15 protein-coding genes are annotated in these 14,956 nt (G+C 68.8%); 5 read left to right on the forward strand and 10 right to left on the reverse strand.

The window, feature by feature from the left end:
- Window positions 1–3: 3 nt before the first annotated feature.
- Both OHA25_RS02770 and OHA25_RS02775 read right to left on the reverse strand, forming a co-directional pair.
- Entirely contained in the window at window positions 4–744 is a 741-nt protein-coding gene (locus tag OHA25_RS02770; RefSeq protein WP_327586057.1) for an ABC transporter ATP-binding protein, read from the reverse strand.
- Entirely contained in the window at window positions 741–1,253 is a 513-nt protein-coding gene (locus tag OHA25_RS02775; protein WP_327590913.1) for a PadR family transcriptional regulator, read from the reverse strand. The genes OHA25_RS02770 and OHA25_RS02775 overlap by 4 nt, the downstream gene beginning before the upstream one ends.
- 275 nt (window positions 1,254–1,528) lie before the next feature.
- Between OHA25_RS02775 and OHA25_RS02780 the strand changes: the two genes are divergently transcribed.
- A complete protein-coding gene (locus OHA25_RS02780; protein WP_327590914.1) occupies window positions 1,529–2,113 on the forward strand; it encodes a sugar O-acetyltransferase in 585 nt (194 codons plus the stop codon).
- Window positions 2,110–2,685: a TetR/AcrR family transcriptional regulator gene (locus tag OHA25_RS02785; protein WP_327586058.1), complete on the forward strand. Its 576-nt coding sequence runs from the start codon at window positions 2,110–2,112 to the stop codon at window positions 2,683–2,685. Before OHA25_RS02780 ends, OHA25_RS02785 begins: the two co-directional genes overlap by 4 nt.
- A gap of 96 nt (window positions 2,686–2,781) precedes the next feature.
- On the opposite strand, the gene OHA25_RS02790 is transcribed toward OHA25_RS02785, so the two are convergent.
- Together OHA25_RS02790 and OHA25_RS02795 are read right to left on the reverse strand one after the other, a co-directional pair.
- Complete coding sequence (locus OHA25_RS02790; protein WP_327586059.1) at window positions 2,782–3,957, reverse strand: hypothetical protein; 1,176 nt, start codon at window positions 3,955–3,957, stop codon at window positions 2,782–2,784.
- The gene (locus OHA25_RS02795; RefSeq protein WP_327586060.1) at window positions 3,954–4,439 is read right to left on the reverse strand and encodes a SigE family RNA polymerase sigma factor; all 486 of its coding nucleotides are present in this window, start codon (window positions 4,437–4,439) and stop codon (window positions 3,954–3,956) included. The genes OHA25_RS02790 and OHA25_RS02795 overlap by 4 nt, the downstream gene beginning before the upstream one ends.
- Before the next feature lie 226 nt (window positions 4,440–4,665).
- Here OHA25_RS02795 and OHA25_RS02800 point away from each other — a divergent pair, with 226 nt between their 5' ends.
- Window positions 4,666–5,355 (forward strand): DUF899 domain-containing protein, encoded by a 690-nt coding sequence (locus OHA25_RS02800; protein ID WP_327586061.1) that lies wholly within the window; start codon window positions 4,666–4,668, stop codon window positions 5,353–5,355.
- 81 nt (window positions 5,356–5,436) lie between these two features.
- Here the strand turns inward: OHA25_RS02800 and OHA25_RS02805 are convergent, their stop codons facing one another.
- From OHA25_RS02805 to OHA25_RS02820, 4 genes are all read right to left on the reverse strand, one after another.
- The gene (locus OHA25_RS02805; RefSeq protein ID WP_327586062.1) at window positions 5,437–7,329 is read right to left on the reverse strand and encodes a CocE/NonD family hydrolase; all 1,893 of its coding nucleotides are present in this window, start codon (window positions 7,327–7,329) and stop codon (window positions 5,437–5,439) included.
- A 282-nt stretch (window positions 7,330–7,611) separates the two neighbouring features.
- Window positions 7,612–8,019 (reverse strand): hypothetical protein, encoded by a 408-nt coding sequence (locus tag OHA25_RS02810; protein WP_327586063.1) that lies wholly within the window; start codon window positions 8,017–8,019, stop codon window positions 7,612–7,614.
- 79 nt (window positions 8,020–8,098) lie between these two features.
- Window positions 8,099–9,328 (reverse strand): serine hydrolase domain-containing protein, encoded by a 1,230-nt coding sequence (locus tag OHA25_RS02815; RefSeq protein ID WP_327590915.1) that lies wholly within the window; start codon window positions 9,326–9,328, stop codon window positions 8,099–8,101.
- Between the two features lie 259 nt (window positions 9,329–9,587).
- Window positions 9,588–12,296, reverse strand: a complete 2,709-nt coding sequence (locus tag OHA25_RS02820; RefSeq protein WP_327586064.1) for a helix-turn-helix transcriptional regulator — start codon at window positions 12,294–12,296, stop codon at window positions 9,588–9,590.
- Between the two features lie 80 nt (window positions 12,297–12,376).
- Here OHA25_RS02820 and OHA25_RS02825 point away from each other — a divergent pair, with 80 nt between their 5' ends.
- Both OHA25_RS02825 and OHA25_RS02830 read left to right on the forward strand, forming a co-directional pair.
- Window positions 12,377–13,177, forward strand: a complete 801-nt coding sequence (locus OHA25_RS02825; protein WP_327586065.1) for an alpha/beta fold hydrolase — start codon at window positions 12,377–12,379, stop codon at window positions 13,175–13,177.
- Between the two features lie 190 nt (window positions 13,178–13,367).
- On the forward strand, window positions 13,368–13,865 hold the full coding sequence (locus OHA25_RS02830) for an ABC transporter permease (protein ID WP_442942161.1): 498 nt from the start codon (window positions 13,368–13,370) through the stop codon (window positions 13,863–13,865).
- Here OHA25_RS02830 and OHA25_RS02835 read toward each other — a convergent pair.
- Window positions 13,840–14,247: a hypothetical protein gene (locus OHA25_RS02835; RefSeq protein WP_327586067.1), complete on the reverse strand. Its 408-nt coding sequence runs from the start codon at window positions 14,245–14,247 to the stop codon at window positions 13,840–13,842. The genes OHA25_RS02830 and OHA25_RS02835 overlap by 26 nt on opposite strands.
- A 200-nt stretch (window positions 14,248–14,447) precedes the next feature.
- Complete coding sequence (locus OHA25_RS02840) at window positions 14,448–14,951, reverse strand: hypothetical protein (RefSeq protein ID WP_327586068.1); 504 nt, start codon at window positions 14,949–14,951, stop codon at window positions 14,448–14,450.
- Window positions 14,952–14,956: the final 5 nt, after the last annotated feature.

Below are 14,956 nucleotides of genomic sequence, written 5' to 3' on the forward strand. Positions count from 1 at the left end.
CGTTCAGCCCTCCAGCCCGATCAGCCCGCCGAGCCCGCGCGTGGGGAAGCCGGACAGCCGGGTGTCGTCGACGAACATCCCGTCGCGCATGGAGATCAGCCGGTCCGCGGTGGCCGCGACCCGTTCGTCGTGCGTGACGATCACGAGGGTCTGCCCCGCGGAACGCAGGTCCTCGAAGATTCTCAGCACATCGAGGGTCGCCGCGGTGTCGAGGTTGCCGGTCGGCTCGTCGGCCAGGACGACCAGCGGGTCGTTGACCAGTGCGCGAGCGATGGCGACGCGCTGACGCTGCCCACCGGACAGCTGCGACGGCAGATGCCGGGCACGGTCGGCGAGCCCGACCCGTTCCAGCAGCAGGCTCGCGCGCCGCCTGGCCTGGCGGCGCGAGCGCCCGGCCAGCAGCGCGGGCAGCTCCACGTTCTCGGCCGCCGACAACTCCTCGACCAGATGGAAGGCCTGGAAGATGAACCCCACCGACCGGCGCCGCAGCCGCGCCAAGGCCCGCTCACTCAAGGCGTCGATGCGCCGCCCGGCCACCCACACCTCCCCACCGGTGGGCCGCTCCAGGCCACCCAGCAGGTGCAGCAGCGTGGATTTCCCGCAGCCGCTGGGCCCCATCACCGCCAGCGTCTGTCCCTGAGGCATCTCCAGGTTCACCTCGTCCACCGCGCGAACCCGGCTCTGCCCCTGACCATGCGTCTTCACCAGGCCGCAGGCCCGGACCGCGGCACTTGACACGTTCATCCGCCCTCAGCTTCGTCATCGACCTTGGACCAGGCCCGCTCACAGGCATCCAGCCAGCGCAGATCCGCCTGCAACCGGAGCACGACCCCTTCCAGCAGCAGGCCGGCGCCCGACCCCGCCGGCTCGGCCAGCGCCGCCTGCTGCGCCTCACGCAAGCGGCGCAGCAGCTCACGGCGCTGGGCCGCTACCAGCTCGACCGGGTCGGCGAGCCGGGCCGCGGCGGCCGCGACGAGCTTGAGATGAAACTCCACCAGATCCGGTTTCGGCCAGCCCACCTCGGCCAGCCAGGCGGCCACCCGCTGTTGCCCTGCCGGTGTCAGGGCATAGACCTTGCGCTCTGGCCGCTCGGGAAGGCCCTCGGCCCGTTCGCAGACCACGAGCCCGGCTCTTTCGAGCCGAGTCAAGGTCACATAGATCTGACCGGGGTTCATCGACTCGCCTAGTGGGCCAAGACTCTGCTGCAGCCGAGCGCGCAGGTGGTAGCCGTGCGACGGCTCTTTGGCGAGCATCGCCAGCACTGCGTCCTGCACTCCATCCCCCTAACGGTTAGCCAATAGATAGCGGTTATCCGTACGAAGTGTCAAAACTCGTGCTCCCGGCGCGTGGATCGCCGTCGACAGCCCCGACTGCCGCTGCAGGGTCACCCTGTACTGGGGCGCCGACAGCCACCTGTCCCCCACCGACGTCTGCCTGTCCTCGCCGTCTTGCGGGCGCCGACGTCACCCCTGTCACACTCCCATCGATATGTACATACGTACATTCAATGTGTACGCTTGTACGTATGATGCCCGACTTTGATGGCCGCTCGATGCGCGAGCGGATGCTCGCCGGTGACCTGTACATCGCCGATGACCCGGAGCTGGCCGAGCACATGCTGCGCGCGGCGGACCTGATGGAAGCGTTCAACGCGACGTCGGCCCGTAACCCGCGGGAGCGGCGCCGGCTGCTCACCGAGCTGCTCGGGGCCATCGGTGAGGGCACGGAGATCCGGCCGCCGCTGCGGGTGGACTACGGCAGCCACATCCGCATCGGCGCCCGGTCGTTCGCCAACTTCGGTCTCGTGGCGTTGGACGTCGCGCCGATCACCATCGGCGACGACGTGCAGATCGGGTCCTACGTTCAGCTGATGACGCCGACCCACCCGGTGGATCCGGAGCCCCGCAGGGCGAAGTGGGAGGCCGCGAAACCGATCACCATCGGCGACAACGTGTGGCTGGGCAGCGGGGCGATCGTCCTGGCCGGGGTCACGATCGGGGAGAACACGGTCGTCGGCGCCGGCGCGGTGGTCACCAGGGACCTCCCGGCGAACGTCGTCGCCGTGGGCAATCCCGCCCGCGTGATCCGCACCATCGAGCCGGGCACTTCATGAACAGCCCCACCAGCCCGCGGTCACCGGTCCCGCGGCGGCCTCGCCGGCACGACCCCGGGCGGCGGGACCGGCTGATCGACGCCGCGCTCACCGTCATCGCCGAGCGCGGCGTGGCCGGGACGACGCACCGGGAGATCGCCCGGGTCGCGGACGTACCGCTGGGCTCGATGACCTACCACTTCACCTCGCTGGAGGAGGTGCTCGCCGAAGCGTTCACCCGGCACGCCGACTTCGTGGCCCGCGTCTTCGACGAGCGGCTGAGCGCCGCCCCAGACCAGGACGCGGCGATCGAGGCCGTCATCACGCTGGTGGCCGACGACCTGCTCGGCTCGCAGGACGACCTCGTCCTTTCCGTGGAGCTGTACGTGGCCGCGGCACGTCATCCGGCCTTGCGGGCCGTCACCCAGGCCTGGATGGCGCGCAGCCGGCAGGCGCTGGAACGCCACTTCGACGCCACCACCGCCCGGGAACTGGACGCGCTCATCGAAGGGCTCGTGCTGCACAGCGCCCTGTCGACCGACCCGATGACGCCCGAGCAGATCCGCCACGCCATCCACCGGTTCCTGCGCTGATTCCTCCCCTGCACCCACGTGATCGGAAAGCCGATGTCCGCTGACGTCGCCCCTCCCGCCGCGCCCACCCGTGAGGCGTCCGCCGGGCCCGGCCGCTCACCCACTGCGCAGGGAGTAGGCGGTCACACCCTCGGGCAGTTCGGCGACGCGTGACAGCGCGCCGGTGTTGATGTTCCAGCCGAGCAGCCTGTCCTCGCTCTCGATGATCACGCCCTGGCTGATCCAGCCGCGCACAGGGCAGCCGCCCTTCCCGCACCTCGTGTCAGCAGAATGACCCCAGGGCAGGAGCAGCGTCCTGACCACCCGTCCCGTGGCGGCGTCGGCCACGACGACCATGTCGGCTCCTCCCGCCTGGTCGTCTTGGGCGAACGCGGACAGGGCGACGAGACCGTCCCGTTGCCATGCCTGATCGCCCAGGATGCCCGCGGGCCTGCTGCCCCCGTGGGTGATGGCCTGGAGGTCCAGCTCCACCTCCGACCTGCCCTCCTGGATGACCGTCCGGCCGCCTTTGCCGGGCGAGACGATCCTGAGGTCGCGGTAGCCTGCGACACCGGTAAAGCCCTTGTACGGCTGCCGCCGCATCTTCCCCGTGGCCAAGTCGAGCAGGTAGTTCGCCTCCCCCTGCTCGACGAGGAGTTGCTCGCCACGCCAGAGCACCACCTCGTTGAACCCCGGCACCGGGTAGCGCCTGGTCTGGCCGATCACGAGGTCGACGACCACCACCTCGTCCTTCTGCGGGAAGGCGGCCATCGTCCCGTCGGGGGCGAGCGAGTTGGGCTTCAGCGGCGTCCCGCCGTTGCCGTCCGCATCCACGGAATCATCCAGCTTCACCTTGAGAGGGATGCGGCCACCTGATTTCATCACGTAGATCTGCCCGTCGCCGAACTCGGCCAGCGCCAGGACCGGTCCGGAAACCGCGGTCACCACGGGGATGTCGGCCCACCTCTCCGGCAGCGCGGTCGCCGCCGTGGGCAGCGCCGCCTCACCGCTGGGCTGCGGCGCTATGTCCATGGCGGGAGCCGGCGGGATCGTGGGCGTGGGCGTGAGTGCGACGCCGGGATACACGGTGATGCCGCGCTCGACCGGCTCCGGGAACACGGCGATCCCCACCACGACGAACGCGGAGACCGTCGCGGCCGCCGCGGCCACCGTCCACCGGCGGCGGGTACGGCTCCGCGTGCCCTGCCGCCACAGCTCGCCCGCGCGGGACGCCCCCTCGGGCAGAGTCTCGGCGAGATCATTGAAGAGCTCCCGCAGCCTCTGATCCGTCATATCAACACCTTCTCCAGCTCGGGAGCGACCTCGCGTAACCGCTTCAGCGCCGCGTGCGTCTGGCTCTTCACCGTCCCGGGCGAGACCCCGAGGATCGCGGCCACCTCCCCGACGGGCAGATCCTCGTAGAAGCGCAGCACCAGCACCGCCCGCTGCTTCACCGGCAGCCTGGCCAGCGCGCGGGCGAACACCACCTTCAGGTCCGACGCTCCCGAGGTATCGCGATCCGCCTGGTCGGGCGGCTCCCCGTAGGGGAATTCCCGTCGCCTCCGCCACTTGGACGCCACGTCCCTGTACAGGGTGGTACGCAGGTAACTGACCGGGTCGGTGTGCACCTTCGACCAGCGGCGCGCCAGTTTGATCAGGGCATCCTGAAGCACGTCCTCGGCCAGATGCATGTCACCGCTGATGAGGATGGCGGCACGGAGCAGCCGCGGGTGCCAGGCGGCGACGAAGGCCTCGAACGCCTCGGATTCCGTCATGTAAATAAGACGCCCGGGGAGGGGTGAACGGTTGGGGCCTGTACGAAATTCGCCGTTTCCGCGGAATCAGGCGCTCGGTGTACGACGAACGCGTTTCCGGGGCGGGCGTGAGCGCTCTCGTTTCGTGGCTTTGTGGATCGGATCGGCCGACCACCGATGAATCTGACGACCGGGCCAGGTCTACTCCTCAACACGGCAAAGCTGCGCACATGATCAGTGAGGGACCATGAGCACAAACGCACTACCGCCCGTCGTCGACGCCGACACCTGGCAGCGTCAGCTCGAAGCACTGCGTGCCCGGGAGAAGGCTGCGACCCGGGAACTCGACGCCATCGCCGCCCAGCGCCGCCGCCTGCCCATGGTGAGGATGCCGGACTACACCCTCGAGGGCGAGCACGGACCCGTTCGGCTGGCGGACGTCTTCGAAGGCAGGAGGCAGCTGATCGTCTACAACCACATGTGGTTCGCGGGCAAGGAGTGGCAGTGCCCGGGCTGCACGGGGTACACCTCGCAGTTCACCCGGCTGGAGTTCCTGGACAACTACGATGCACGGTTCGTCATCGTCACCCAGGGCCCGATCGACGAGGCACTCGCCTACAAGCGGCGGGTCGGGAACACGATGGCCTGGTATTCCACCGCGAACAGCCCGTTCGGCGCCGACGTCGGCGCACCGCCCGGCGAAGGCTTCGCCGTCAACGTGTTCCTGCGCGATGGCGACACCGTGTATCGCACCTGGCACACCAACGGCCGGGGAACCGAGCAGCTCAGCCACACCTTCGCGCTGATCGACCTGCTGCCGTACGGGCGGCAGGAGGAGTGGCAGGACTCGCCCGAGGGCTGGCCGCAGTCGCCCACCTACAGCCGGTGGGCCACCTCCAAGGACATCGCCGCGCTCTACGGCCCGGACACCGCCTAGCGACTTCCGCCCGGCTCATCGATGTCATGCGTACGGTCGCGACCACGCTGGCCGCGACCGTACGGACGATCGAACTTACTGTTACTTGATCGGCGTGCCGGTGACCAGCGGCAGCGAAATCGACGTGCCGGCCAGGTCGACGGTGACCTTGGCCCCGGTGCCGGGTTCGACGTCGACCCCGGTGCCGTTGCCGGTCTCGTCGAGGTTGAAGTCGTCGTTGGTTCCGGTCAGTACCAGGCCCAGCCGGTGCCCTGCCTTGAACTCGTAGTCCTGTGGCAGCATGTTCCAGGTGATCTGGTACGGCTTGCCCGGTGTCAGCGGCGTCGAGCGGCTGAGCGACTTGTGGTTTTGCGCGTCCATGATTCCGCGGGTGACCACGTTGAAGTCGGAGGTCGCCGTGTTGTCGCCGGCTTTGAGGTAGCAGCCGTCGTCATCGGCCGTGCTCTGGCCGACGCAGGTTTCGCCGCCGATGAACTTGAGGCCTTGCGCGGCCGTCCGGGTGGTCTCGCGGTAGTTGATGCGGGTGTCGGTGCCGTAGTCGACGAGCAGGACGCCCAGGTTGGCGGTCGGCTTGTCGAGCTTGAGGCGCAGGCTCACCGTCGGCGTTCCGGACAGTCGCGTCGCGTTTTTCAGCGGCGGGGTCAGGTATGCCATCCGGTGTGGGTTGGTGGTGGCGGGGTTGTCGGCCATCGCGATCTCGGTCTGGGCGGTGTCGAGGTAGCTGCCGGTGCCGGTCGAGGGCCTCAGCCCCAGGGAGCCGTCTTGCTGCGGGCGCAGGGTCATCGTCCGCGTCGGCGCCGGCCAGTCGGCCTGGGTGATCCAGCGGTCCGGGCCGAGCTGCACGTCGACGCGCGGCTGGCGCATGATGTCGTTGGCCACGCCCATCAGTTCGTGGTCGAACCACTGGTGCAGGGTGTTGACCCATACGTCGCGGCGGGCCCAGAACGGCTCGAGGTGCCCGTACTGCGTCACCCACATCTTGCGCTGCACGTCACGGGGCAGCTTGGGCCACCACTCGGAGAACTGGCTGCCGATCACGTTGCGGTCCTGCATGCCCATCACCGAGAAGACGCTGGCGCGGATGTTGCGCGCCTTGGAGATCGACCCGTCCCGGTAGTTGCGCTCGTGCCAGTAGGCGTTGTAGTTGCCGGTGGCGTCGTCGGAGTCGGCGTCCAGTTGCCGGCGTACCGCCGCGCATTTCTCCGCCGGATCCTTGTCGACCCGCTCGGACTGCCACGCCGCCGCGCCCTTGAACCAGGTGAGGACGCCGTTGAAGCGCGAGTTCTCATACCCGCTGGTGTAGCCGGCGATGTTCACGATCGTCTCCAGCCCCTGCACGCCGGTGCCGGCGACGGCGGCGCCGAGCGCTCCCTCATAGGAGTGGCCGATCATCCCGGTACGGCCGGTGGTCCAGGTGGCTTTGACCGGATCGCCATTGTCGTCGTAGGCGCTCGCCCGGCCGTTCAGCCAGTCGACGACCGCCTTGCCACCCAGCACGTCGGCGGCACCGTAGGAGGTCGGGCAACCCTCGGACAACCTGGTGCCGATCATGTCGACGGACACGAACGCATACCCGCGGGGCACGAAGTAGTTGTCGTACCACATCGGGAACTTCGTCACGTTCCCGTTCGCGTCGTAGGTCTTGTGTTCCACCTCATAGCCAACGCCCGGGTCGTCGTAATACGGGGTTTCCTGCATGATCACCGGGACTTTGAGCCCGGAACCGGACTCCTTCGGCCGGATGATGTCCACCCGGACCAGATCCTTCTTGCCATCGCCGTCACTGTCGACCGGCGACTCAACCCGGACGTGCTCACGGATGGCGTCGGCGTAGGAGAAGACGGGCCGCGTCAGCCCGCCGGCGACTTCAATCGCCGGCTCCGACGACGCGGATGCGGCGGGAGCACCGGCGACCACGAGCGCGGTCGCGAGGGTGACTGCGGCGAGAGACCCTCGCCGTTGCGACGTTGACATGTGCATCCCTTTTGGGTCGGTTACTGGTCATCGGTGAAGCCGTCGGCAGCGCCATGTGGCGTTTCCGCTTGTCATTGCGGGTGTGCCGGCCAGATCAGCGGGATCAGCGCCGGCCGGCGGAGCAGCGGTGGCGGCTGAGTGCGCCACCGGGCAGGTCACGGTGCTGTCAGCGGTGTCGATGGCGAAGTTGTCGAGGTCGAACCCCGCCGGGCACGGCCGGGCACAGCGGCGCGGGTTTGATCACGGTGCGTTGCCCGGCGGTGGGCGTCGGCCGACAGCCTGTCAAGCGGCGTCGAGGGCTTCGGCGATCTTGCGGGTCATCTCGGCCAGGGTGGGGCTGGGCTGGGCCTGGTGGGTGCGGGCGGCTGCTTCGACGGCAACGAGAACGGTGCGGCGGAAGTTGTCGGCCTCTGCCGAATCCTGCTCCTTGAGCAGGGTCATGGCCTCGGTCAGGGCCGGCAGCACGCGGTCGGCGATCTCGGCCACGGACTTTCCGCCCAGGTCCTTGCCCTTGGGGTACTCGGCGAGCACGTGCCCGACCAGCCCGGTGGCGGAGGCCAGAGCGATGGAGCCCTCGGTGGCGGCCTTGTGGGGCTTGCCGGCGGCATCGGCGGCGGACATCAGCGTGACGGCGCCGTAGGCGGCGATCCGCAGAGTGTGCTTGTCCTGGTCGGTAAGGGTGCTGGACATGGTCGTGTGCTCCTTTGAGTCTGTTCTGACGTTCAAATCGATCGGACGGATGGCGGGTCTACCGGGCGTGGGCTCGGTGTCAGTCGTCGATGGCCTGGTAGAGCGTGGTCCAGAAGTCATGCATCAGCCGTATCGAATGCGGGGCGGACGCCCCGACCTGGGTGAGCAGGATTCCGACGACCTGGTTGTCCGGGTCGGCGTAGGTCGAGGTGCCGCTTCCGCCGTCCCAGCCGAACTGGCCGACGGGCGCGTAGTCGCCGCGGTAGGTGCGCACTGCCATCCCGAAGCCCCAGCCGCCGTGCTGGCCTTGGCCGAAGGACACATGGACGTTGTTGATGGCCATGGCGTGCCGGGCGGCCTGCTGCTCGGGCGTGAGGCGGTTGGTGGTCATCAGCTCGACGGCGGGCCGGGACAGGATCCGCTCGCTCCCGTGCATCCCGCCGTTGAGCAGCATGCGGAAGTAGGCGTGGTAGTCGTCGGCGGTGGAGACGAGCCCGCCGCCGCCGCCCTGGAACGCCGGAGGCCGGCTCCACCGTCCCCCGGCGGCCTCGTCCCACACGTGGAATTCTCCGCTCTGCGGGTCAGGAGCGTAGAGGGTCGGCAGCCGGTCTATCTTGTCGGCCGGCACGTGGAAACCGGTGTCCTTCATGCCCAGAGGGCCGAAGATGCGTTCGCGCAGGAACGTCTCGAACGACTGGCCCGTGACCCGAGCGACGAGCACGCTGAGGACATCGTGGCTGATCTGGTACTGCCAACGCTCGCCGGGCTGGTACATCAGCGGCAGCGTGCTCAGGCGGCGCATCCACTCATCCGGCCCGGGCATCGGCTCCGGCAGGTTGGGCGTGAGCCCCTGCTCGAAGACCGCGCCCATGATCGGGGTGCCCAGCGACGTCATATCCATGCCGAGCCCGAACGTGGAGGTCAGCAGGTCCCGTACCGTGATCGGCCGCCGCGCCGGCACGGTGTCGTCCAGCGGGCTGTCGATCCGCTTCAGCACCTGCCGGTCGGCGAGCTCGGGCAGCCACGGATCCACCGGGTCGTCCAGTCGCAGCCGGCACTCATCCAGCAGGACCATCGCCGCCGCCATCGCGACCGGCTTGGACGTGGAGGCCATCCGGAAGATCGTGTCCCGGCTCATCGGCGCGCCACCGTCATGGCGCATCGTCCCGATCGTTTCGACGTGCGTCTCATCGCCCCGGCAGACCAGGGCGACGATCCCGGGAATCTTCCCGGACTCGACATGGCCTGCCAGCACGTCCCGCAGTCTGTCCAGCCCCGTCTTGGAGAAGCCGCTGTTGCTGTGTCTCATCATGAATCTCCTTGCGCACAGTGTTCGATCTGCGAGACCGGCCCCGAGGCCGCAATCGCTGAACCGTTCATGGCATCCACGATCTCCGACCGCTCTGATATCGGGCCGTTGCCGTACTGACGCGGTCGCTGACACGACACCGCATCAGACCTGATCGCCGCCGGGATCCTTCATCTCGATGACGATGCCTGGCACGCCCTCCGTGGTTCGCCATGCCAATGACGCTAGGCAGCGACCCATGTGCGCCGAATCTGTCGCGTTACCGAAGGTCCATGCGGGCGAGTTCGTGGCGGGAGGCGACTCCGAGCTTGGGATAGGCCTTGTACAGGTGGTGGCTGACCGTACGAGGACTGAGGAACATCTGCGCGGCGATGTCGCGGTTGCTCATGCCCGCGGCGGCCAGCCGTACCACCTGGAGTTCTTGCGGGGTGAGGTGCGCCAGCAGGTCGGGGGCTTGCTCGCGGGCCGGCGGGGTCTCGCCGGTGGCCCGCAGCTCGGACGACGCCCGCTCGGCCCAGGGGGCGGCGCCCAGGCGGAGGAAGATGTCCAGTGCGGTGCGAAGGCGGGGGCGGGCCTCGGCGCGGCGGCGGCCGCGCCGCAACCACTCGCCGTAGAGCAACTCTGTTCTGGCATGCTCGAAGGGCACGACGCTGAGCCCATGCAGCTTCACGGCCTGCGCGAACAGCCGCTCCGCCTCCTCGCCCTCGGCGAGGAGCGCCTGGCAGCGCAGGGCGATGGCGGTGACCCACGGCTGCTCCGTCGTCCGCGCCCAGGCGGTCAGGCGCGAACACGGCTGGGCGGCCAGGTCAGGCCGTCCGGCGCGGACGGCCGCCTCGACGTAACTGGCCTGGGGGGCGTAGGTGCGGTTCATGGCGAACAGGCCCCCTAAGGCGTCCCCCACGCTCCACTGCACCCCCTGCAGGATGTCGTCGTAGCGGCCCAGGCTGAGATCGAGGAGATTGCGGGCCTCCAGGCACTCGATCCCGCTCTCGGTGATGCCGTGGCGCAGGATGTCGTCGGTGAGCTCGTGGCATCGCGCCTCGTCGCCCTGGATCGCCGCCAGGCAGGCCAGCAGCCCGGCCAGGTGCCTGGCGTAGTGGGTTTGCCCGGTGTCCTGGGCGATGCGCAGCCCTTCGGACGCGGTGACCGCCACATCCCTGTACCGCCCGAGGAGCACCTGGGCGCGGCCCACATAAAGCAACGCTTTCGGGAGCCCACCGATGGCGCCCTGGGCGCGGCAGTCCCGCACGATGGCGACGGCCTCGTCGTGGGCGGCCTCGACATCGGCCAGCCAAAGCAGCCACGAGTGAAGGATCAGCCGCTCTCGTGGACCGCGCTCTTGGCCGCCCCTTACTGTGTCGATGAGTTCGAGTAAGGGAGCGGTCGCGTCGCCGGCCAGCTGCGTGATCGCGGTCGTGGCGCTGGCCAGAAGGGGATCGCGTGATCGAGCCGAGGCACGCGCGGCCAGGTCCGTGATGGCGGACAGGTCGCCTGCCGACCACGCGGAGGCGACGGCATTGAGGAACAGGAACGCGGCCTCGCCAGGTGCCTCCCCGGCGATATGGTCGGCCACCTGGGCCAACTCGAGGGCCTGCGAGCCGTGTTCCTGCTCCTGTGCGATGGTGACCCGCATCCTGGCCAGGCGCGCCAGGACGTTCGGCCGGCTGGTGCAGGCGACGGTCTGCTCGTCCAAGGCAGCGGCCAGCTGGGTCTGACCGGCGTCCGCCGCGGCCTCGGCGGCGCGGGCCAGCCGCTCTGCCCGCCGCTCCAGGTCGGGGGTGAGCTGCGCGGCGCGCTGGTAGGAGGCCGAGACGGCGGCATGCCCACCGCGTACGGAGGCCTGCTCCGCGATGCGCTCCATATCGGCCGCGAGGTCCTCGTCAGGGCCGATCGCGGCAGCGCTCAGGTGCCAGGTGCGGCGATCCAGATCGCCGCGCGCGCCGTGCACGTTGGCAAGAGCCCGATGTACGGCAAGCCGTCTGGTGACCGTCGCCTCCCGGTAAGTGGCCGATCGCACCAGGGGGTGGCGGAAGGTGAGGCGGCCGTCCACGAATCCCATCAGGCCGCTCACCTCCACCGGCTCCAGGTCGTCGAGGCCAGCCCCGAGGAACTCCCCTGCGGCCAGGACCACGTCCAGCGCGCCGCTCTCCTCCGCGGCGGCGATCAGCACCAGCAGCCGCGACCTGGCAGGCAACGCGCGCACCCGCTGGGCGAACTGCCCCTCCAACCGGCCGGACAGCTGCTGCGTGCCCATCTGGAAGGCCTCGACGGGCAGCTCTCCCGCCCGCTGCGCCGGGGTCAGCGCGCCCGGCAGCTCAAGCAGGGCCAGCGGGTTGCCCTGGGCTTCGTCCAGGATCTGGTCGCGTACGTGTGGCGCCAGGCCTGCCGAGTGCTCGGCCAGCAGGGCGGCACTGGCCGTACTGGAAAGCCCGTGCAGCCGCAGTTCGGGCAGGCCGGGTGCGGTGAACGGCACCCCGTCGCGGACCGCGAAGATCATCGCGATGCCTTCCGCGTCGAGGCGTCTGCTGGCGAACAGCAGCGCGTCTGCGGACGCCTGATCCAGCCAGTGTGCGTCGTCGATCACGCACAGCAGCGGGCGGTCCTCGGCCAGCTCGCTGAGCAGCGACAAGGTGGCCAGCCCGACCATGAACCGTTCAGCGGGCTGGGCGTCGGTCAGCCCGAACACTCCGCGCAGCGCCGCCGCCTGCAAGGGCGGCAGGGCGGTAAGCCGGTCGGCGAACGAGCCGAGCAGCAGGTGCAATCCGGCGAAGGCCAGCCCGACCTCGGTCTCCACGCCCACGCCGCGCAGGATCCGCATGTCCGCGGCGGCGTTCTCCGCGTAGCGCAGCAGCGCGCTCTTACCGATCCCCGCCTCGCCGCGCACCACGACAGCTCCGCTGCGCCCGGCGCCGGCCTCGAGCAGCAAGCGGTCGATGGCCGCCCGCTCGGCCTCGCGTCCGTGGAGCAAGGAATCCCCTTACTTATACGTCAACGCCGGTCTTGTTACTGATTCGGATCAACAGGCACACAGCCTAGCGTCGTGATCGTATGAGCATTTATTACGAGAAGCGCGGCACTGGTCCGATGCTGGTGATCTCCCAGAGCGGTGAGGGCGATGCCGGCCGCAGCGTCGACCTCGTCGACCGGCTCGTCGATGACTACACCGTCGTGACCTACGACCGGCGCGGACTGTCTCGCAGCGCCATGGACCGGCGGGGAGCCGGTGTCACGGTCACGGAACACGCGGACGATCTCCACCGCCTGCTGGCCGACCTCACCGATCAACCTGTCCGCATGCTCGGCTGCGGTTTCGGCGCGGTCATCGGGCTTCACCTGGCAATCGGTCACCCGGCGCAGGTCGGCACGCTCGTCGCCCATGAGCCTTCCACGCCGTTGCTGCTACCCGCCGTACAGCGCCTTCGCTACGAGCGCGAGCTCGCCGAGATCCAGCAGATCCACCGACGTGACGGCGTGGCAGCCGCCTTCAAAGCCGTCGCCAGATCGCTCGGCATCGACCTGTCCGACGCGAACGCGGAACCCGACCTGACGCCGCAGCCGCTCACCCCGCAGTGGGTGGTCAATTTCGGCTTCCTCATCGAGCACGACTTCACCGCGTTCGCCCGTGACACCGTCGACTATTCGGCGCTGAAGGACAGCACGGTCCGCATCGTTCCCGCACACGGCCGGGCGACGCCGCGCACCACCTTCGCCTACCGGTGCGCCGTTGAGCTGGCAGCCCTTCTCGGCATGAAGGTCACCGAGTTCCCCGGGGGTCACAACGGCAACACCACCCACCCCCGCGCATACGCGGCCCACCTGCTTGAGGAACTCAACCGATCGCGGCCATGAGTGCTTGGAACAACGGGGGCCGGCGGCGCGCAGGGTCATGACGCCGCGATCTAGGTACGGTGACCAGATCCACCAGCGTGGTTGCCCAGCGCGCGGACAGCGCCCGTAACCACGGCAGGGCCACCGCGACCGGCCACCCCGTGGCCGCGAACTGTCCGGTGAGGCTGATGGACTCCCGCACGTCCGCGGCCTGCGTGGGCGCTTCCAATCGATGCCGATCGCGCGGTCGTCGGTGCTGTGGGCGCACGTGCTGACCTCGCTGGTCGCCAATGTGATCTCGCTCGTGGTCGTGACGCTCGTGGCCCTGCTCATGGGCTTCCGCTCCTCGGCGGGAGTGCCGGCGTGGCTGTCGGTGGCGGGCATCCTGATCCTGTTCACCCTGGCGTTGACCTGGATCGCCGTTATCCCCGGCCTGTCCGCCAAGACGATGGAAGGCGCGAGCGCGTTCTCCTACCCGCTCATCTTCCTGCCGTTCCTCAGCTCGGCGTTCGTTCCCACCGACACCCTGCCCGGGCCGCTGCGCGTCTTCGCCGAGCACCAGCCCGTGACCTCCATCGTCAACGCCATCCGTGACCTGTTCACGCAGCAGCGTGTGATCGAGTCTGCCTTGATGCAGATCAGCGTGGCGGAGAGACAATCGCGGCGCGCAGGTCGGCATCCCCTCAAGCGGCGTCGAGGGCTTCGGTGATCTTGCGGGCCATGTCGGCCAGGGTGGGACTGGGCCGGCCCTGGTAGGTGCCGGCGGCTGCTTCGATGGCGACGATCACGGTGTTGCGGAAGTTGGCGGCCTCTGCCGGACCCTGCTTCTTGAGCAGGGTCATGGCGGCGGTCAGGGCCGGCAGCACGTGGTCGGCGAGTGCGGCTACGGTCTTGCCATTCAGGTCCTTGCCCTTGGGCGCCTTGGCGAGCACGTGCCCGACCAGACCGGTTGCGGAAGTCAGGGCGATGGAGCCGTGGGTGGCGACCTTGTGGGCCGAGCCGGCAGCGCCGGCGGCGGACATCAGCGACACGGCGCCCCACGCGGCGATCCGTAGGGTGATCTTGTCCTGCTCAGTGAGGGTGATCGACATGATGGTGTGCTCCTTTAGATCTGTTGGTGGTGCCCGGCTATCTGGATTGCTCAGGTCGGGTCGCCCGAGGGGATCTCACCTGACCTTGAGGCCGCAATCCCTGAACCGTTCATGCCTCAACGATCGCCGACCGCTCTGATACCGGGCCGTCGCCGCCCTGACACGGCCGCTGACGCCACACCGCCTCAGCGGCCGGAGCTTTACAGGGGTGGCTGCTCCGCACCTGGTGTGGCTTGGGCGTCGTCTTTCTCCACCCGCACATAACCCGCGGAGTGAACGGCCACACCCAAGATCGTGCCAACCAGGATCGCGATTCCGGCGATCGTCATGATGTGCCAGAAGCCGGCGACCACCCCGACGTACCCGAGCCCGAGCGCAGCCTGCTGCGCCACCAGCACGACAACGGAACTCGTCATGCGCCGACGATAGGTTTCATGCCGGTTCAACACGACAAGAGCAGACAAGAGCGGGATGGCCAAGGAGAAAGCGATCACGCAGATCTTGGCGGACAGATCAAGGGAAGCGGCTTCCTCGGTCAGGAACGGCTGCACGAAGACGATTCCGATGGCTATCAAGCCGCCGTACATGAGGTTGTTCTGCCGGAGGGTCTCCTCCTGGTGTCCTGCCGACCGTTTCTTCCACCAGTCCACTTGTGCGGCGGCTTGCCGCCTCCACCACGCTTCGTTCGCGATGTTCTCGTCCATGGCGA

The organism is Nonomuraea sp. NBC_00507, from assembly GCF_036013525.1.
Classification (GTDB): domain Bacteria; phylum Actinomycetota; class Actinomycetes; order Streptosporangiales; family Streptosporangiaceae; genus Nonomuraea.